At 48.7% G+C, this 18,646-nt stretch carries 18 protein-coding genes, 1 tRNA gene and 1 pseudogene; 13 read left to right on the top strand and 7 right to left on the bottom strand.

Going from position 1 to position 18,646, the window contains the following annotated elements; genetic code table 11:
* The 4 genes from fdxH to selA all read left to right on the top strand — a co-directional run bounded on the left by fdxH (position 1) and on the right by selA (position 3,974).
* Positions 1-912: a formate dehydrogenase subunit beta gene (gene fdxH / locus MO387_RS05085; protein WP_011982053.1), complete on the top strand. Its 912-nt coding sequence runs from the start codon at positions 1-3 to the stop codon at positions 910-912.
* Positions 909-1,550, top strand: a complete 642-nt coding sequence (locus MO387_RS05080) for a formate dehydrogenase subunit gamma (RefSeq protein WP_006084873.1) — start codon at positions 909-911, stop codon at positions 1,548-1,550. Before fdxH ends, MO387_RS05080 begins: the two co-directional genes overlap by 4 nt.
* Entirely contained in the window at positions 1,550-2,455 is a 906-nt protein-coding gene (fdhE, locus tag MO387_RS05075; protein ID WP_242326113.1) for a formate dehydrogenase accessory protein FdhE, read from the top strand. The genes MO387_RS05080 and fdhE overlap by 1 nt, the downstream gene beginning before the upstream one ends.
* Before the next feature lie 97 nt (positions 2,456-2,552).
* Entirely contained in the window at positions 2,553-3,974 is a 1,422-nt protein-coding gene (gene selA, locus MO387_RS05070; protein ID WP_107404887.1) for an L-seryl-tRNA(Sec) selenium transferase, read from the top strand.
* Positions 3,975-5,887: 1,913 nt separating this feature from the next.
* Here selA and MO387_RS05065 read toward each other — a convergent pair.
* Positions 5,888-5,982: transfer RNA gene (locus MO387_RS05065), tRNA-Sec, on the bottom strand.
* A 141-nt stretch (positions 5,983-6,123) separates the two neighbouring features.
* Between MO387_RS05065 and fdhD the strand changes: the two genes are divergently transcribed.
* The 5 genes from fdhD to MO387_RS05040 all read left to right on the top strand — a co-directional run bounded on the left by fdhD (position 6,124) and on the right by MO387_RS05040 (position 9,811).
* Positions 6,124-6,960 carry a formate dehydrogenase accessory sulfurtransferase FdhD gene (gene fdhD / locus MO387_RS05060; protein ID WP_107946194.1) on the top strand — a complete coding sequence of 279 codons (837 nt, stop codon included), beginning with the start codon at positions 6,124-6,126 and terminating at the stop codon, positions 6,958-6,960.
* A 110-nt stretch (positions 6,961-7,070) separates the two neighbouring features.
* The gene (yedE, locus tag MO387_RS05055) at positions 7,071-8,285 is read left to right on the top strand and encodes a selenium metabolism membrane protein YedE/FdhT (protein WP_107946195.1); all 1,215 of its coding nucleotides are present in this window, start codon (positions 7,071-7,073) and stop codon (positions 8,283-8,285) included.
* The gene (gene yedF, locus MO387_RS05050; RefSeq protein WP_107946196.1) at positions 8,285-8,518 is read left to right on the top strand and encodes a sulfurtransferase-like selenium metabolism protein YedF; all 234 of its coding nucleotides are present in this window, start codon (positions 8,285-8,287) and stop codon (positions 8,516-8,518) included. Before yedE ends, yedF begins: the two co-directional genes overlap by 1 nt.
* A gap of 10 nt (positions 8,519-8,528) precedes the next feature.
* Positions 8,529-9,566, top strand: a complete 1,038-nt coding sequence (locus MO387_RS05045; protein ID WP_107946197.1) for a YeeE/YedE family protein — start codon at positions 8,529-8,531, stop codon at positions 9,564-9,566.
* Positions 9,567-9,586: 20 nt separating this feature from the next.
* Positions 9,587-9,811, top strand: a complete 225-nt coding sequence (locus MO387_RS05040; RefSeq protein ID WP_107946198.1) for a sulfurtransferase TusA family protein — start codon at positions 9,587-9,589, stop codon at positions 9,809-9,811.
* Between the two features lie 45 nt (positions 9,812-9,856).
* Here MO387_RS05040 and MO387_RS05035 read toward each other — a convergent pair whose 3' ends face one another.
* Together MO387_RS05035 and MO387_RS05030 are read right to left on the bottom strand one after the other, a co-directional pair.
* The gene (locus tag MO387_RS05035) at positions 9,857-11,191 is read right to left on the bottom strand and encodes a M48 family metallopeptidase (RefSeq protein WP_107946199.1); all 1,335 of its coding nucleotides are present in this window, start codon (positions 11,189-11,191) and stop codon (positions 9,857-9,859) included.
* Positions 11,192-11,398: 207 nt separating this feature from the next.
* The gene (locus MO387_RS05030) at positions 11,399-12,019 is read right to left on the bottom strand and encodes a hypothetical protein (RefSeq protein ID WP_107946200.1); all 621 of its coding nucleotides are present in this window, start codon (positions 12,017-12,019) and stop codon (positions 11,399-11,401) included.
* Between the two features lie 409 nt (positions 12,020-12,428).
* Here MO387_RS05030 and MO387_RS05025 point away from each other — a divergent pair, with 409 nt between their 5' ends.
* Together MO387_RS05025 and MO387_RS05020 are read left to right on the top strand one after the other, a co-directional pair.
* Positions 12,429-13,067, top strand: coding sequence for an MliC family protein (locus MO387_RS05025; RefSeq protein ID WP_107946201.1), 639 nt, complete (start codon positions 12,429-12,431; stop codon positions 13,065-13,067).
* A gap of 18 nt (positions 13,068-13,085) precedes the next feature.
* Positions 13,086-13,538 carry a VOC family protein gene (locus tag MO387_RS05020; RefSeq protein ID WP_107946202.1) on the top strand — a complete coding sequence of 151 codons (453 nt, stop codon included), beginning with the start codon at positions 13,086-13,088 and terminating at the stop codon, positions 13,536-13,538.
* On the opposite strand, the gene MO387_RS05015 is transcribed toward MO387_RS05020, so the two are convergent.
* Complete coding sequence (locus tag MO387_RS05015; RefSeq protein WP_107946203.1) at positions 13,521-14,516, bottom strand: DUF481 domain-containing protein; 996 nt, start codon at positions 14,514-14,516, stop codon at positions 13,521-13,523. The genes MO387_RS05020 and MO387_RS05015 overlap by 18 nt on opposite strands.
* Before the next feature lie 137 nt (positions 14,517-14,653).
* On the bottom strand, positions 14,654-15,280 hold the full coding sequence (locus MO387_RS05010) for a DUF3157 family protein (RefSeq protein ID WP_107946204.1): 627 nt from the start codon (positions 15,278-15,280) through the stop codon (positions 14,654-14,656).
* 233 nt (positions 15,281-15,513) lie between these two features.
* Here MO387_RS05010 and MO387_RS05005 point away from each other — a divergent pair, with 233 nt between their 5' ends.
* Complete coding sequence (locus MO387_RS05005) at positions 15,514-15,906, top strand: DUF1090 domain-containing protein (RefSeq protein WP_107946205.1); 393 nt, start codon at positions 15,514-15,516, stop codon at positions 15,904-15,906.
* A gap of 36 nt (positions 15,907-15,942) precedes the next feature.
* Here the strand turns inward: MO387_RS05005 and MO387_RS21315 are convergent.
* Positions 15,943-16,520 (bottom strand): annotated as a pseudogene (locus MO387_RS21315) (TonB-dependent receptor).
* 208 nt (positions 16,521-16,728) lie between these two features.
* Here MO387_RS21315 and MO387_RS04990 point away from each other — a divergent pair.
* On the top strand, positions 16,729-17,994 hold the full coding sequence (locus MO387_RS04990) for a mechanosensitive ion channel domain-containing protein (RefSeq protein ID WP_107946206.1): 1,266 nt from the start codon (positions 16,729-16,731) through the stop codon (positions 17,992-17,994).
* A gap of 27 nt (positions 17,995-18,021) precedes the next feature.
* Here the strand turns inward: MO387_RS04990 and MO387_RS04985 are convergent, their stop codons facing one another.
* Entirely contained in the window at positions 18,022-18,645 is a 624-nt protein-coding gene (locus tag MO387_RS04985; protein ID WP_242326112.1) for a LysE family translocator, read from the bottom strand.
* Between the last annotated feature and the right edge of the window lies 1 nt (position 18,646).

The following is an 18,646-nucleotide window of genomic DNA, read 5'->3' as shown; positions in this document are numbered from 1 at the left end:
ATGGCATCACAAGACATTATCCGCCGCTCCGGTACTTCAGCGGTGACGCCTGCGGCAAAGGGGCGTAATTCGTCAGAAAAGGTCGCCAAGCTGTTCGACGCCACTAAGTGTAATGGCTGTAAAGCCTGCCAAGTGGCGTGTTCTGAGTGGAATGATTTACGGGAAGAAGTGGGCACGTTCCAAGGTAGTTACCAAAACCCTATGTCGCTATCGGGCCAATGTTGGACCCTGATGGAGTTCCATGAGGTGATGGAAAGCAACAAGCTGCGTTGGCAATTTACCCACTCGGCCTGTATGCATTGTGCCGACCCTGCCTGCTTAACTGCCTGTTCGACCTCGGGCGCGATTATCCAGCACGCCAATGGTGTGGTGGACTTCGATTCGGACAAGTGTATCGGCTGCGGTTATTGCGCCAGTGCTTGTCCCTTCGATGTGCCCAAAATCGATCCTAAGGACAACAAGGCCTACAAGTGCACTATGTGCTCTGACCGTTTAGCCGTGGGATTGGAACCTTCCTGTGTTAAGTCCTGTACCACAGGGGCGCTGCGTTTTGGCACCCGTGAGGACATGTTGTTTTACTCGCAAAAACGGGTCGAAGAACTGAAGGAAAGGGGCTTTGCTAAGGCAGGACTTTATAACCCTGAGGGCGTAGGTGGTACGGGTATGATGATGATATTGCACGATATCAATCAGCCCGAAAGCTACAACATGCCTGATAACCCGCAGATCCCGCTGTCACTGACTCTGTGGCAAGACTGGGTCAAACCTTTAGGCACTATGGGCATTCTTGCCACTGCCGCTGTCGCTTGTCTGCATAAGATCACCGTCGGTCGCAACATAGTGGAAGAGGACCAGCCGGGTTATCAACCGCCAGAGGAAGAGGCTAAGCAGGAAGAGGAGGGCGACAAATGAGCAAGCATGATAAGCAAGAAATGATAGTGCGTCACAAGCTGTTCGATCGCATCTGTCATTGGTTCATTGTAGCAGTTGGCCTAGTCACCTTTCTCACTGGCTTTTCCTTCTTTTATCCGTCGTTTCAATGGTTGGGGGCGATAGCGGGCACACCGCAATTGGCGAAGTTCATTCATCCCATTGCGGGCTTGATGATGTGTCTACCGCTGATGTTGATGTTGGTGCGTTACTACAAACACAACAAATGGGAAAAGCACGACCTCGCTTGGATGCTCGCCATTAAGGATGTGATGTTCGAGAACGAGGAGAAAATCCCGCCTATCGGCCATTACAACCCGGGGCAAAAGGTATTGTTTCGCGCCTTCGTGCTGACGTCTGTCACTTTAACCGTGACGGGGATCATCATGTGGCAGCCTTATTTTGCGCCTTATTTCTCCGCCACTGTGGTGGGTTGGGCCATTCTGTTACACGCCATTTGTGCGCTCATCATGTTGATTTTTGTGATGGTGCATTTCTGGATGGCGACGTGGGTGGAAGGGTCGGTAACGGGCATGCTTTACGGCAAAGTCTCTAAGGCTTGGTGCCGTAAACATCACCCAGTGATGTTGGATGAACATTCGGACGTGGAGAAAAAATAATGAGTCATACAGCCGAGATACCTCTGGTCCCCGGCAGCGAATCGCCGCTGGAACTAAAACCGTTAAAAGCGGCAGATCCCCAAGCTGTGTATCACAGAAGGGCGCATCGTTTGCTGTCATTGGCCAAGGACTCGCCGCTGGCTGACTACTTTGAGCTGTGCCGCCGTCTGGTCTCTATACAGGCCAAATTGGCGGAGGAGGCTGACTTCGGTCAGCTTCTCGCTTGGGGGAAAGATGAGGCGACTCCGCTTTCCCGCTTGGGCTCAGAGGCAGATAGCTATTGGCAAGGACTGCTACAGCAACTGTTAAGTGATTTGTTGCCGCAGGTGGATGAGGATATGGCGCGAGTGCTGCGGTTGCTGATGCAGCAATCTCCAGAACAGCTGAGTTCGTGGGGGCGTTCACTGCGCCAAGGACATGTCAGTGAAGTGCCGGCCCATTTTAGCTTATTCATCTGGGCGGCGATGGGCGTCTACTGGTCGCATTGGGCACCTATGGTCATCAAGCGGATGGATCAACGTAAGGTGGCGCAACAGAGTATGTGCCCCGTATGTGGATGTCATCCCGTGGCGAGCGTGATAGTCGATCAGCCCCGTGCTGGTTTGCGCTATCTGCATTGCAGTTTGTGTGAAAGCGAGTGGCATTACATTCGCGCCCATTGCACCAGTTGCGGTCAGGACAAAGAGATGACGATTTGGTCGCTAGATGATGCTCAGGCTCAAGTGCGGATCGAAAGCTGCGATGAATGTCATGGCTACACCAAGATGATGTTTGTTGAAATGTCACCGTCTATGGATGTGGCGGCTGACGATCTCGCGACCTTGATGTTAGACAGTGAGCTCAATGCCAAAGGCTTTGGGGCGACAACATTGAACCCACTGCTAATGGCCCACGAAACCACGTAAGCCAAATAGCTAAAGTCAATGCAGGAGGGAGTCGGGTTGCTGATCCCTTCCTGCTTTTTATCCAACAGATGGCAATAACTTAAACAAGATGACACAGATGATGACCCAAGCACCCGAAACGCCACAAGCCTTGTACCGCGCTTTGCCCTCAATGGACAGCTTACTGGCGCAGCCTAGCTTTGTCATATTGCAGCAGTCTTACGGCAAAGTGGCAGTAAAGGCGGCGCTGGATAGCCAGTTAAAGGCGGCGCGTAGCTTAATCGGCAGTGAGCGCCGTTTGCCGACATGGTGTGGCGAGCTTGCGCAATTGCACGGATGTTTGGTTGATCAACTGTCTAAAGATTACAGCCACAGCTTAATACCTGTGTGGAATCTTACTGGCACCATACTGCATACCAACCTTGGCCGAGCGCAGCAGTCAGAAGCGGCAATTCGAGCCGTGACTTCTGTTATGCGCTACCCCACACCGCTGGAGTTTGAGCTTGCGGCAGGTGAACGTGGTCACAGGGATAATGCAATCAGTGCTTTAATCCAGCGCTTAACGGGTGCCGAGGCTTGTTGTGTGGTGAATAACAATGCCGCAGCTGTGTTGTTGATGCTGTCAGCTGTGGCTGCGGGGAAAGAAGTGATTGTCTCCCGTGGTGAGTTGGTGGAAATTGGCGGCGCGTTTCGCATCCCTGACATTATGCGCCAAGCAGGCTGCACCTTAGTCGAGGTCGGCAGCACCAATCGGACACATCTTAAGGATTATGAGCAGGCGATTACTGAAAATACCGCTGCAATAATGAAGGTCCACACCAGCAATTATCATATTAGTGGTTTTACTGCCGCAGTGGAGGAGGCAAGGCTGGGTCAGTTATGCCGTGAGCGTGGCATATCACTCATTTCGGATCTTGGTAGTGGCTCACTGACGGACCTGCGCCGCTTTGGGCTAAAACAAGAACCTACGCCCCAAGCCATGCTAGCCGATGGGGTCGATTTAGTGAGTTTTTCTGGCGATAAATTATTGGGCGGTCCTCAATCGGGTTTAATTGTCGGTAAACAGTCGCTGATTAAGCAGTTACAGAGTCATCCACTAAAGCGGGCCCTACGTTGCGATAAGCTGATTTTGGCGGCGTTAGAGGCAACATTGATCCACTATCTTAACCCTGAAACCTTAGACTCTGAGCTGCCCATTATGGCGAAATTTGCCCGCAGCCAAGAGACGTTATGGCAGATTGGTCGTCGCTTACAGCATGCTTTGGCAGCTCACTTTGAACCTTGTTATCGCATTGAATTAGTTGAGTGCCAAACACAGGTCGGCAGTGGCTCGCAGCCCGACACTTTTTTACCCTCAGTGGCGCTGTGTTTTATTGCACTCGATGGCGGCAGTTTAAGTTTGTTAGAACAAAAATTTAAGCAGGCGGCACGTCCTATCATCGGTCGCATGAGTAACGATCAACTCAGATTGGATTTACGCGGTCTTGATAGCGAAGCCGAGCTACTCGCCGAGCTGAGCACATTAGGTGTGCAGTTGTGATCATTGTAACTGCGGGTCATGTCGATCATGGCAAGAGTATGCTTATTCGCGCCTTGACTGGGATGAATACCGATCGGCTGCCGGAGGAGAAACGCCGCGGTATGACGATAGATCTCGGCTATGCGTTTATGCCGCTTAGGGATGGTTCGCGCCTCGCTTTTATTGATGTGCCTGGGCATGAAAAATTTATCAACAACATGCTGGTGGGCGTGAGTCATGCTCGGCATGCCTTACTCGTGCTGGCCTGTGATGATGGCGTTATGCCGCAAACCCGCGAACATCTGCAAATCCTGGCGCTTTTACCTTTGCACAGTTTGACCTTAGTACTGACTAAGCGGGATCTGGTTGATAGTGATATGGCTGAGCAGCTTGTCGCCGATGGACTCACTTTGCTGGCCGAGTATGGCATTGAGGCCCGTGGTGTTTTTCAGGTGTCGGCAAGTGAAACTGCCGACTTAGCATCCAATGGTGTGGCCGCACTTAAGGCGCATATTCTTGATTTAGCTGAGCAGGAGTCTAAGCGGGCTGAGGATGCCAGCAGTTTTAGGATGACGCTCGATCGCGCCTTTAGTGTGAAAGGTGCGGGTTGTGTTGTGACGGGCACAGTGATCAGCGGCAGCGTATGCGTGGGTGATAGTCTTTTTAGCTCAGGGCAAAAGGCCAAACTCAGAGTGCGAGGCATACATTGTCAGGGACAAGAAGCCCAAAGGGCTGTCACGGGGACACGCGTAGCACTCAATTTAACCGGCGTTGATAACCATAGGGAGCCAGAGCGTGGCGATTGGCTGAGCAGCTTGCCTCAAGCCGAGCTCTGTAGTCGCCCAGTTGTGCACATTCGAGCCTTCGATTTTTTAGGCGGTGAGTCATTGGTGCATTGGCAAAATGTCCACTGTCACCATGGCGCCGATCATACTTTAGGTCGAGTTTCCCTGTTAAATGAAGCTGATGAAGAAGGCTTCTGTCTGGCGGAGTTAGTACTCGAAAAGCCACTACTCCTATGTCAGGACGATCGAATTGTCCTGCGACACATTGGAGGTAAACAGACTTTAGGTGCGGGGCGAGTGTTGGCGCTGAAAGTCCCTAATCGTAAGAAACGCACGCCTGAACGAGTCGCGAGATTACTGCAATTAGCACGCTTGGATAATCCTGCCCATGTGGTGGCTTTACTCGGCCAAACTCAGGCGATAGAGCTTGATGAAATCGCGTGGCGTTGGCAATTAACCGACGAAGGGCTGGCAATGCTGTTAGCCCAAGCGGGTTTAGTTCGTTTTGGGGCATTTGCTATAGCGACAAGTTTACTTAAGCAAGAAAAACAACAGTTTGTTTCTTTACTTAGCGAGTTCCATCAACAGCATCCCGACCAACTTGGGCTTGGGCGTAATCGCCTGCAGCGCATGAGCCATAGCGCTTTGCCGCTCGAATTAGCCAATAAAGTGCTCGACACGCTTTGCCAAGAAGGTCGCATGGTGCTGCGTGGTGCCTTGTTGCAGCTCGCTGAACACAAAATAGTACTAGACGCTGAGGCTCAGCATTGTTGGCAGGCGCTTGCGCCTTGGCTTGCCGAGCAAACCGCCCCCGTGTGGGTCACCGAAATGGGCGAATACCTTGAGCTTGAACCTGCCAAATTAAGGCTGCTGTGTTTCCAGCTGGTGCAGCAGGGGTTTATTACTGCTGTGGTGAAGGACAGATATTTGCTCAGCGAACAAATCTGTTACTACGCCAGCTTAGTGCGTACTCATATTGCAGAACACGGCAAGCTCGAAACGGCAGAATTTAAAGACATGGTTGGGCTTGGGCGTAAGGTGAGTATTCAACTGCTTGAGTTCTTTGACAGAAGTGGTTTTACCCGTAGGAAGTATCGCAGTAATAGCCGAGAAGTTCGGGATGCGGAGTTGTTTTTTTCCCATGAGAATTGGCGGAAGAACATAGGAGTCGAACCTACCCAGGACTGCTGGCAGCCCTACCCGGATTTGAAATCCGGACGCCTCACCGGAGACGACGTTCTTCCAATAGAAGACCTAGGGATAGTAGAAAATGCGTAAAGATGATTCAAGGCGATTCTTATTTAGTTTATGGGTTTGTGATACAAGTCTTAAATTGTCATCAAACTAATTGTTTTTATTTGGTTTTATAGTTTTAAAGGGGCGCTATGGAATATCATTCACATGAAGTGGTGACAGAAAGAAACGTGATCTTGTTAGAACATGGGCACGCATCTGAGCTGACAGACTACTTAGCTAATGAAGTGCGGGTTGCACTGGTCTATAACGGCATAGCGCATACCGTGATGTTGGCGAGCCCTCAAGATTTAGAAGCCTTCGCTATTGGTTTTACGTTATCTGAACGTATCGTTTCCCATATCAATGATATCAAAGGGGTGGAGCTCGAGTTCACCAGTGAAGGCGTGTTGATCCAAGTGGAAATCAACCAACGATGCTTTATGGAACTCAAGCAACAAAGGCGCAATATGGCGGGGCGCACAGGTTGTGGATTGTGCGGTGTTGCCCAGCTCGAAGAGGCCGTCAAGCCTGTGATGCGGGTGGACTCAGATGCTAGATTCGATATCGAACACTTACAAGTCGCACTTGGGCAAATTAAAGATAATCAACAACATTTTAAGCTGACGGGTGCCACTCATGCGGCCATGGGGCTTAACCATCAAGGACAGATCATCGCCGCCTATGAGGATATAGGCAGGCATATCGCACTAGACAAGCTAATTGGCGCCTTTTCCGCTCACAATGTGGAACGTCCTGTGGCCGTATTGCTCACCAGTCGCGCGAGTTTTGAGATGGTGCAAAAGGCCGCTAGTGCCAATATCCAAATTCTGTTTGCTATGTCCGCCGTGACTTCACTGGCGTTGGAATTAGCAGAGAAAAGCAATATCACGCTTATCGGTTTTTGCCGTAATGGCAGGGCAACGCTTTACACCCACGGTTATCGCCTGTTGGGGCAGCAGTGTGTCAGCTTAGCTAAAGCCATTTAAGCGTGAGGCCACTTGTGATTGAAGTTGTCGAACGACTTCAATCACTCTGGCACACAGGTTATAAGCGCATTGCGCTTATTTTTTATAGTCTCGTTCATTAGGGTAATGACATGACATGGCAACAATTTAAACAAGAATATTTAGTCCGTTTTTGGGCGCCTATGCCAGCGGTTATCGCTGCGGGTATCCTTTCTACTTACTATTTTGGTTTGACCGGAACCTTCTGGGCCGTTACTGGGGAATTCACTCGTTGGGGTGGTCATTTACTGCAGTTTTTAGGTGCAGAACCAGAAACTTGGGGTTATTTCAAAGTGATAGGTCTGCAGGGCTCTCCTCTAGATCGTATCGACGGCATGATGATTATCGGTATGTTTGGTGGTTGTATTGCTGCTGCGCTTTGGGCCAATAACGTCAAACTGCGTATGCCACAGAGCCGTATCCGTATTGCTCAGGCACTGATCGGCGGCATTATTGCTGGCTTTGGTGCCCGTTTAGCTATGGGTTGTAACCTTGCCGCCTTCTTCACGGGTATTCCGCAGTTCTCTTTACATGCTTGGTTCTTTGCTTTGGCGACTGCGGCAGGCTCTTACTTTGGTGCAAGATTTACCTTGCTGCCGATGTTCCGTATTCCGATAAAACTGAAAAAGGTAAATAAAGCGACTTCAATCAAGCAGGACGAAAACCAAGCTAGACGTCGTTTCCGTATCGGTATGTTGGTGTTTGTAGGCATCGTCGGTTGGGGGTTATTGACTATGTTCAATGCGCCAAAACTCGGCATTGCTATGCTCTGTGGTGTTGGTTTTGGTTTATTAATCGAACGGGCCCAAATCTGCTTTACCTCAGCGTTCCGCGATATGTGGATCACTGGTCGTACTCACATGGCGAAGGCGATTATCTTAGGCATGGCGGTCAGTGCGATAGGTATTTACAGCTATGTGCAACTGGGTGTGCCACCTAAGATCATGTGGGCTGGCCCTAATGCGGTGATCGGCGGCTTACTGTTTGGTTTTGGTATTGTACTGGCTGGTGGTTGTGAAACGGGTTGGATGTATCGTGCAGTCGAAGGCCAAGTGCATTTCTGGTGGGTGGGCTTAGGTAACGTGTTGGGTTCAACCTTACTGGCGTATTACTGGGATGATATCGCTCAGCCATTAGCAACGAACTGGGACAAAGTTAATTTACTGACCAGCTTTGGCGATAAAGGCGGATTATTGCTGACCTATGTGCTGCTGGGGCTCTCCTTTGGCGCTATGTTGCTGTGGGAAAAACGTTTCTTTGCTCGTAAGGCGAAGCGTGATGAACAATTGCTAGCGGAGGCGGCGTAATGGCTCAATATATTCCAGATTATCAACTCGATATGGTGGGGGAACCTTGCCCTTATCCCGCAGTGGCTACCCTTGAGGCTATGCCAAAGTTAAAGCCCGGTGAAATTCTCGAGGTGATTAGTGACTGCCCGCAGTCTATTAACAACATTCCCCTCGACGCTAAAAATCATGGTTATAAAGTGCTGGAAATTGAGCAGAATGGTCCGACTATTCGTTATCTGATCCAGCGTTGAGGATAGGACTATGTTGACTATTCTCAGTGGCTTAGGTATTGGCTTAGCCATGGGGTTTGTGATGCAAAGGGGGAGATTTTGTATGGCGGGCGGGATCCGCGATACCTATCTGCAACGGGACTTTACCATGGTGATCGCTATTTTGATTGCCATCAGCATCCAAAGTCTAGGGCTGTTCCTGTTTTACGAATGGGGTTGGGTTAAATTGCCAGAAGGGCATTTCCCTTGGTTGGCAACCTTAGTCGGTGGTGTATTGTTTGGTGTGGGTATGGCAGCAGCGGGAAGCTGCTCCACTGGTGCCTATTACCGCGCTGCCGAAGGGTTAGCTGCTAGTGTGATGGCCGTTCTCGGTTTTATTGCTGCCAGTAAATTAGTGCGTCTTGATGAGGTGAAAGGTCTACTTAAACCTTTTAAACAGCATCAACTCGAGGACCAAACGCTCTATCAAACTCTGGGCGTTTCCCCTTGGGTGATCGTGCTTGTCCTCGTATTACTCACATTGTGGTTGGCATTGGGTTATCTCAAACGCCGCAAACGTCCGGTTGCACTGATGGCACCCCGTAAAACGGGTTTAGCTCATTGGTTGTTTGAAGCGCGCTGGCATCCCTTTGTAAGTGCTTTGCTGATTGGTTTACTGGCGCTACTTGCATGGCCTGCAAGTCTTGAAAGTGGTCGTGTAGGCAGTGTTGGGATCAGTGGCCCGAGTGCGCAGTTATGGGATCTTGTCACCACAGGTAACACTAAGTTCTTTAGTTGGCCTGGATATTTTCTCTTGGGATTATTTGTAGGCGCTTTTATCGCTGCTCGGGGCAGTGCTGAGCAGCGCTGGCGCTACCCAGGTCATAAAGTGGTGTTATTTGGGTTTATTGGTGGCCTGTTGATGGGTGTGGGGAGCGGGCTTGCCGGAGGTTGCATGCTTGGTAATGCGCTCGTTGGCACGGCTTATTTGTCGTGGCAAGGCTGGCTATTTATCCCTGCTATTTTATTTGGCAGTTGGTGCTTTAACTATTTTGCGCTACTGAGGCCAATGCGTCTTGCGCAGATTTAACGTTTATAAAGGAGCTGTATATGGAACAGTATCTCGACACAACGGGTAAACTATGCCCTTTTCCTTTAATTGAGTTACAACGCTTAATTGCGAGTCTTGAGACTGGCGATAAAGTGGTACTGGATTACGATTGTGGCCAAGCAACTGAGAATATTCCCCGCTGGGCGGCTGAAGCCGGGCATGAGGTGACCCACTTTGCCCAGAAGGGCGATGCTGCTTGGACTATGACGATTCAAAAGGGCTAACTCGTCCTCAACTAAAAAGCGCTGCATTTGCAGCGCTTTTTGATCTTAGCCTTGGCAATCTATTGGCAGATATTCGTCGGGAATGTCGCTACTGCTGCATACCCAAGTGATATTGCTTTGCTCATCAACTTGTGGCGATAGATAGACTTCGTAGCCTTGATAATCACCGAGGGCTTCGCCTCCGACAAAGCCGACTATGCCATCTGTGTACAAATTAAATGTCGCAATCTGCTCGTCCGTCAGCTTTAGGGCATCTAATTCAGTTGGCCATGCTTGGTTGGTTTGATAATAGCCAACTAAGATGTCGGTGATCGGCGTCAGTGCTTGGTGCTGCTGATCGATACTGGCAATGGCGAGTGTTGCGTCAGGCACAGTCATAGCTGCTGGTGTCGCTTCGGTTGCGGCCGGGGCTTCATAACTCGTGGCTGCAGTCATCTTTTCTTGATATTGCTTGTACGCTGGCAACGCAACTGCGGCGGCAACACCAATAATCGCAGCAAAAATAATGAGTCCACCGCCAGCTGTGCCCATGCGTGGCATAAAGAGGCTAAATACAAATGCCCATGCACTGCGTGATGGCGGCGTGTATTCCGTTCCCTGCGCTTTGGCGTCGACTCTTGCCATACGTTTAGTCAGCCAAGGATAGCTGCCGTTAAGCTCGTGCAGTGACATCCAAAAACCACTCGATTCGCGAGCTTGGCGGATATATTGATCCACATTCATACGTTTCCATTGCTCTACGCCAGCGGCTAATACGGCGACGGCATTGGTGGCAGAACGTAAGCTGTTGCAGCAACGTAACCCGTGGAGGTCGCAGGTATATTCACAGGCGCGAGAATAAGCCGCACCCACTAAAGGCAACCAAGTGGCGAAGACTAAAAAGGGCGCTTTGCCAATATGATTGCGGCGAATATGGCCTAATTCGTGGCCGATATAGAAGTTAAGTGCATCTTTATCGGACTCAAGCGCATCTACAATCGATGAAAACAACACGATATAGTTACGGCCGAGGAAGCGGGTTGCCAGCGCGTTTAGCATGCCATCGGCGGCCAACAAGTAAGCCCGTGGTGGCTCTTTCATTTCTAAACGATCGCAGCATGCTAAATATTGTTTGTGTAATTCAGGGAATTGCTCTGCATTGATTTCGACAGCCGTACCTTTTAGGTAGCTGATAAAAGCGGAGTGGCTGAAGAGGTAAATAATGAAAAACATCAACACATAGAGCAGGGCCATGCCCAAAGTGCCTATGATCAATGCTGCCCAAACGATCCCTGAGATAATCGCTAACAGAGTGAATAGCGATTTTTCCTTCGAATAGACAATTTCTGTCATTTGAATCGGATTATCTTTCCCTGCGGTTGGGGTAATAACTTGTTCCATGTTGATCCTTTTCCTAGTGAAGTGACAAGCGGCGTGAAAATAGTCAATTTCGCTCGAAAATTCAACCACTATCACGCGTAATGCCAAAATTAACCGTTCTGTGATTCGGTTAAATCAGCATTATGCGCGACTGGCGTAGGAAGCATGTGTCAGGATCTTGCGGCTTTTTGCCTGTTGGCAAATGCGCTGGCTGTTTTCCAAAGACGGTTAAGGTGCCTTTATCGCCGTGCCCGCTTTAATGGCTGCTTGAGCGAGGCTGACAATTTGCTTCTCTGCGGTATTGGAAAGGCTTTCATGAACTTTGCCTAGCTCATTCATTTGTTGATCCAGCAAGTCCATCGATGCGCTCAGGCTGTCGATCTCCGCCTGTATCTTAGGATCTTCATTCTCGGTCGCAACATTGAGTAAAAGTTGCTGAGTTTGGCTGTTGATCGCGTTGCCTTTTTGCTGCAGCTGTTCACCTATTGCCTGCATTTTTTCTCCCTGTTGTTGCATAGGCATGATGGCGGTTTTGATTTGCGCCACTATGGCGGGATCTGTGATCACGTAAGGCGTTCCTGCGGTTTTCACCCACAGATAATCGGCATGATAAGGATTGCCTTGGCGTTCAAGTTGCTCCCAATCGTCACTGTGACCAGCGCCGATAGTCATTTCGCCATCTTGCTGAACATAAATCCATGAGAAATCTGGCTGACTTTGGCTGAGCACTGATATGCCTCCATCTTCACTGTTGCTCGTTGCTTGGATCTTCGCTTGAGTTGCCCAAATGGCGGTTGGGATCAGAGCGAGAATAAACAGACCGCCCATAAGTTGAGTGCGTGTATTCATAGTGCTTCCTTGAATGGCTATGTGGCTCGGCGGGTTATGCCTGAGCGCGTTAACTTGCTACCCTGCCACAGCAGAATCTGTGCCATAAAAAATTAATCTTATTTATCAATGTAATAATGTTTAAGTGTCCGCGCATTGTTGCCGAGAAGGCGTAAGAGTGTCCGCTAATGTGTCCGTTCAAGCTGGTGGACACGGGTGGCTAAGTCGATGTATTTTTTTCGCCGAATTTGATTGTTAGCACTAGAATGAAGTGCTCGTGAGAGTTGAGATAAAGGTGAATTTAATCACGATTTGTACACTATTTTGAGTGCAATTTAAGGCATGACTCTTTGAGTCAGGTTAGGTTAAGCCGATCTAGGGTTAGCTATGGCAAGCGTTGAAGTAAACCACAGAATATAAAGGAATTGAGATGGTAAAGTTAATCAATAAGATGTTGAATAATCGACTGGGCTTCACTAGGTATTGCGCCGCCGTTGTGATGGTGAGTTCGTTAAGTGCAGGCGCCATGGCGGCCGATGCGCCTTCCTTTGACTGCGCAAAAGTCAATGCGGGCAGTATCGAAGCTATGGTTTGTAAGGATGCGGGACTGAGCCAACTCGATAATCAGTTAGCTGAGGCTTACAGCCAAGCGCTTGAAAAAGCAAAAAATGAACAGCCACCGACTTTAAAAGCGATGCAGCGTGGTTGGGTGAAAGGCCGTAATGAGTGCTGGAAGAGCGAGGATAAACACGCGTGTATTGAAGCTAGCTATCAAACCCGTATTGCCGAACTGCAGGCGCAGTACCGTTTAGTCGATATGACCGGCCCAGTGTTTTATGCCTGTGACGGCAATCCTGCTAATGAAGTCGTAGTAACTTATTTTAAAACCGAACCCGCGACTCTAATTGCTGAACATGGTGATAGTACTTCATTGATGTTTGTACAACCCAGCGGCAGTGGTGCTAAGTATCAAGGCCGCAATGAAAGTCTTTGGGAACATCAAGGCGAAGCAAAAGTGGTTTGGGGCTACGAAGCGCCAGAAATGACCTGTAAACTGGTGACCAAATAGCGTTAATTGAAGGTCGCCATGAAACAAGCTCTTGTGCATATCGCCTTGGTCGTAAGAGATTACGACGAGGCAATTGATTTTTATGTGAATAAATTGAAATTCGAACTGGTTGAAGACACTTATCAAGCCGAGCAAGATAAGCGCTGGGTCGTCGTTGCCCCGCCGGGTTCTAAGGGCGCGTCTATTTTGTTAGCGCGGGCTTCTAAGCCAGAGCAGATCGATTTTATTGGTAATCAGGCGGGTGGGCGGGTGTTCTTATTCTTGAATACCGATGACTTTTGGCGTGATTATCGCCGTATGGTCGCCGATGGCGTCGAATTTGCGCGCGAGCCACAAGAGCAAGACTACGGCACAGTCGCTGTGTTTAAAGATCTCTATGGTAATTTATGGGATTTACTGCAATTGAATGATGGGCATCCTATGGCGCACAGGTTAGCGTATCAGGATTCAGGATTAGAAGTTTACCCCTAATCCTAAGGTGTAACTGGTATCTCTGGTATTACCTATCACTGTTTGAGTGTCGTTGAAGTCATATTTAAATGACAAATAAATCCGCTGAGTGAGCAGATATTTAAGTCCAACGGTCGAGTTTGAGATGTAATTAATCGCAGGCATATCTGGAAAGGCAATTTGCAGATCGGCATAGGATTCTAAAATGCCACCAAACCAATACTGTTTATAGTTAAGCGATGCAGCCCAAGCATTTAGTTCTAGTTTAAAGGAATGTTGTTCAAGCCAAAAATGGTTGTAGGTTACGACGAAGTCTAATTTATCGCGCCCAGCACCCCAAAAACGATAACCAGGACCGAGCGCTGCATAATAGCTATGGCTATCTATGCCGAGCTTATCTTGTTGATAAAAATCTTCCTGACGTAACAGCCAATGTTCATTGATCAGATAGTCTAATGAATAATGTCCTTCGAAGGTGTTGCGCTTTGTCACGTTATCTTCAGTCTCGTAGCGCACTTCGGTCTTGAGATTGTGTCGCCATTGCAGGGTTTCCGCCGTGATATCACCTTTGACATGCAGCTTCTGGCTATTTTTCTTGTTTTTAGTGACATCGAGTGAGCTTTCTACGCTGCCGTTATAATTCCAAGCTGAGTCCGCATAGCGTTGGGAAAATCTCAGCTCATCCACTGGAGTTTGTTGGTGATTAATCAATACCATGCCATGTTGTTCAGAAGCCTGAATACTGATGTCCTGTATTGAGCGGCCGACACTCCAAGGTTTAGGCGTTGAGACTTCAAAACTGAGAATAGCACTGCGCTGAATGGCAATCTTAGGGGCATAGCTGGTTTTGATGATTAAATCTTGATCGTTGAATTCTTTAATTTCACCGCTAATTTTATCGCCATTGAGCAAGAAAACCGTATCGGCTAAGCACAAGGGGCTGAGACTACAGAGCGTAGCAGCAAGGTACAATGCTGGATTGGATATCAGATTATGCATCTTGCTTATGAGCTCAAAATAAGGGCGTTAGTGTGTGGTTATTTTACCTGAACTCTAGCACTACAAAGCAATAACATTCGCTAAAAGTACTGATAAGGGATTGAAAACGGGTTCGCAATCCCTTACTTCTTTGCCAGTTAGCGGGAGTTAATTTCGGTGATTTTGAGGTTAATTAGCTGCTTCTGCCATTGGGCTTTATCTATGCCTTCGACCCAAATGACGCTGCTTTTACGCTGCTCGCCCTTGCGAAGATAGGTTTCTGGCATGCGGAAAATGGCTTCCCATACTTCGAGTTTTTCGGTTTTGAGCAAAGTGCCATTATCGGCGAAGAAGCTGGCTTCCACTTCGACTAAGGTCACGTGTTCATTGCTGGTACTGGCAAGATCGAAACTGAGTCCGAGTTTATCGCCTTTCCATTGACCTTCGGCAAAGCTGACTTTGATCCCGTCTTTACCGGTTGAGCCTAGTAGCTCAGGTTGGGCAATTGCGGTGGCAGTCAAGGTGGTAATAGGCGCAGCTACAGTTTGAGTGGCAAGTGCAACACTTGGGACGCTGGCAATATTGCTTGAGGTGCTCACTACCGTCGCAGCTAAGGCATTGGGCGCAGCTTTGGTTTCTGTGATCACATATTCCCAGGTAAAGTCGTCTTTGAGTCTGACTTGGGCGCCATTTTCTAGGGTGATTTGAGCTACGTCGGCGGCCATAACCGATGATGTTAGCAATAACAATGAGCTAAGTGCGCTAAGGCGTAATGAAGTTTGCATTAATTTTCTGGCTCCGATATCCGTCTGAGTCAATATTCTGCCCTAACATAAACAATTTGCCGCATATTAGTCACTGTCTAAGTCGTGTTTTGATGAATAAAGTGGATTTAGCTGGAAGATACTGACTCGAATACAGATTGAGTTCACTGAGTGTGGCACTATATTGATAGCGCGGTGACAGGACACAGTCAGATAGCGGCAATGATCAATGAATTAAGCGAGAGGAGATTAAGATGCAGATTAAACATGGAATTTATGGCGTCGTTATTAGCTTGGTATTGAGCGCGGCAACATGGGCCGATGAAGCCCCTAAAGTGGGCTGCGCGGCTAAGTTAGAAGCCATCAGTGCCGAACTTGCCCAAGCGAAAGCGGCGGGCAATAAGCATAAAGTTGACGGGCTCGAAAAGGCCTATTACGAAGTTTCAACCCATTGTGACGATGACAGTTTATATGCCGAGCGCGCCGCCAAAGTTGCGGCCTTAGAAGAAAAACTGACCGAGCGTCAAAACGAGTTGGCCAAAGCCATAGAAGAAGGTCGTTCTATGGATAAAATCAACAAGAAACGCAATAAGGTCGCCGAAGTGGAATTGGAGCTTGCTAAGGCGCGAGCCGAGCTAACCCAATAAGTCGCCTAGGCTCAGTCGTTTGGATATGCTTTAGGCTTAGCCCGCATAACCTATGCTCAAAACTGTGGATTCTGTACTGGAGTTATAGCCCGCACTCAGGATGAAATGTTCGGTAATCCGGTATCTTAGCCCAGCTTCTGCGCCCCAACGGGTGGTTTTATCTTCTTCCCATGTGGGTTTGCCATCGACAATTTTGGGTGAAATATTATTCGTGTAAGACACAGTGCTGATATAGCCGCTGCCGCCCGCATAAAAGCTTAAGTCGGCAGTGAGGCTGTAGCTTAACCCTAAGCGAAAGAGGCTTTCTTGGCGATATGACAGCGCTGGTTCTGGCACTATTACATCGGTTTCTCGGCTGCGGGCATAGCCGAGGTAATAGCCCCTTGCTGGTAATTATTATCGAAATGATAGGGTGCTAATGTAATGCCGTAGAGATTGTCTGCGGCGGGAACGTAATTCAGCATGAGGGCGATATAAGAAGGATTGGCGGTTTTCTCTGATTTATCTGACATCACCAATGGCTTCGAAGTGCTATATTCGGCAGCTTGAAGTGGTTGGCTTAGGCTCAATAGTCCAAAGCTAAGACAGGCTAGCATAGATGAATAACGACTCATGGGATGATTTCCTTGGGAACAGGTTGAAGATTGTTCATTTTCCTTTGTGCTCGGTCAATTCAAAATGCTAAAATTTCTTTTAAAATAAGTGTTTGTAAATTTATTGTGTTTGGATATCAGTATTTTCTAGGGTGACATTAACCGAGGTCAACTCGGCGGTTACCTTTGTATGGGTTTGTTGCGCTAGCGCCTACGTTGGAGTGGAATTGTGGATCAGGAAGTAAGGCTCGAAATTTCGGCATGGCTAGCGGGTTTTGGGATTGATAGCCAACCCTCGGACGGCATATCAACCAGCATCATGATCATTGCCTGCTTACTGCTCGCGGGCATTGCTTATTTCATTGTTCGACGCGTGGTCATACGTGCGGTCAACATGGTGATCCTGCGCTCCAAAGTCACTTGGGACGATGTGTTCATGCGTTACAAGGTGCTCGAAAAGCTGGCCATGCTAGTGCCTGCAATCGTGCTCAATCTATTAGTGCCCATCGCCTTAACCGAACATCAAATCTTAAGTAATTTAGTCGATCGGCTGCTGAGTATTTGGCTGGTGGTGCTGATGATCCGCGCTATTTATGCGGGTTTAGATGCGGTCGATGAAATTTCAGATGTGAATCTGGTGAGTCGGCGTTTACCCGTTAAAAGCTTTGTGCAGTTAACTAAGCTGTTTTTATTCTTTGTCGGTATTATCGTATCTATCTCCATCTTGGCCGATCAGTCCCCTGTGTACTTCCTCAGCGGCTTAGGTGTGGCAACGGGTTTTGTGATGTTAGTGTTCCGCGACACTATCTTAGGTTTCGTGGCGGGCATTCAGTTAGCGGCTAACCGTATGGTGAGCAAGGGCGACTGGATCCAGATGGACAAATACGGCGCCGACGGTGCGGTAGAAGAAGTCTCGCTGACCACGGTCAAAGTGCGCAACTGGGACAAAACCATCACTATGATCCCAGCCTATGCCTTAGTGTCGGATGCGTTTCGCAACTGGCGGGGTATGTCTGAGTCGGGTGGGCGTAGGATCAAACGCGCCATCAATATCGATATCAACAGCATTAAGTTTTTGAGCGAGGAAGAGCGCGAGCGTCTGAGTAAGATCAATTGCTTAAAAGAATATTTCCCCGCCAAAATCAACGAAATCCGTGAGTCGAACGCCAGAGTGTCTGACCTCGACATGAAAGTGAACGGTCGCCATTTGACCAACGTCGGTACCTTCCGTGCTTACCTGCAGGAATACCTACAGCGTCACGATAAAATCCATAAGGAAATGACCTTAATGGTGCGCCAATTAGCGCCGACCACTGAGGGATTGCCGATCGAGGTTTATATCTTCACCAACGACACCCGTTGGGCATTTTATGAAGCAATACAAGCGGATATCTTCGACCATATTTTTGCGATATTGCCTGAGTTTGGTCTGCAGGCATTCCAAGCGCCAACGGGCAACGATATTCGTAGCTTAAAGTCGGTTAAGGTCGACTAGTGTTAATGACAGTCGATGATTATTGATTTAATTTCGAGAGATAAGAATCGCGGCTAAGGTAAGAAAGACACCGCCGCTGGTTCTGTCAAACCAATGTAGCTTGTTGCTCGCCTTTAGGCTGGGCGCAAGCACATTGGCCATGCTGGCGTAAATCATCACAAAGCTAAAATCCACCACGGCCCAAGTGGCTGCCAGTATCATAAGTTGCGGTAATTGCGGCGCGGCAAGATTGATAAATTGCGGAAACAGCGCGGCAAAAAACAGTAAATCCTTGGGATTACTGATCCCCACTAGAAACGCCTGCTGATAAAGTTGCCTTGGTGTGCCTTTTCCTTTTGATTGGCTGATCTCAAGGGGCTGATCTTGGTTCTTGGTCAACAACAGCTTGATGCCTAAAAACACTAAATAGGCTGCACCACACCATTTTAGCAAGGTAAAACCGTATTCTGAGGTGCTGATAATGGCGCCTAATCCCGCCGCTGACGCCATCATCAAGACTAAAGCGGCACTCACACTGCCAAGGCCTGTGGCTATGCTGCGCATCTTGCCGAAATGGATCCCGTGGGACATAGACAACATAGCGATGGGGCCGGGTGAGATCCCAATCAATACAATGGCCAAGAGATAGAGTAACCAAGTTTCGGGTTGCATG

Origin of the sequence: Shewanella sp. N2AIL (assembly GCF_022690845.1) — a bacterium.
GTDB lineage: Bacteria > Pseudomonadota > Gammaproteobacteria > Enterobacterales > Shewanellaceae > Shewanella > Shewanella baltica.
This window is presented reverse-complemented; position numbering and strand designations above follow the sequence as displayed.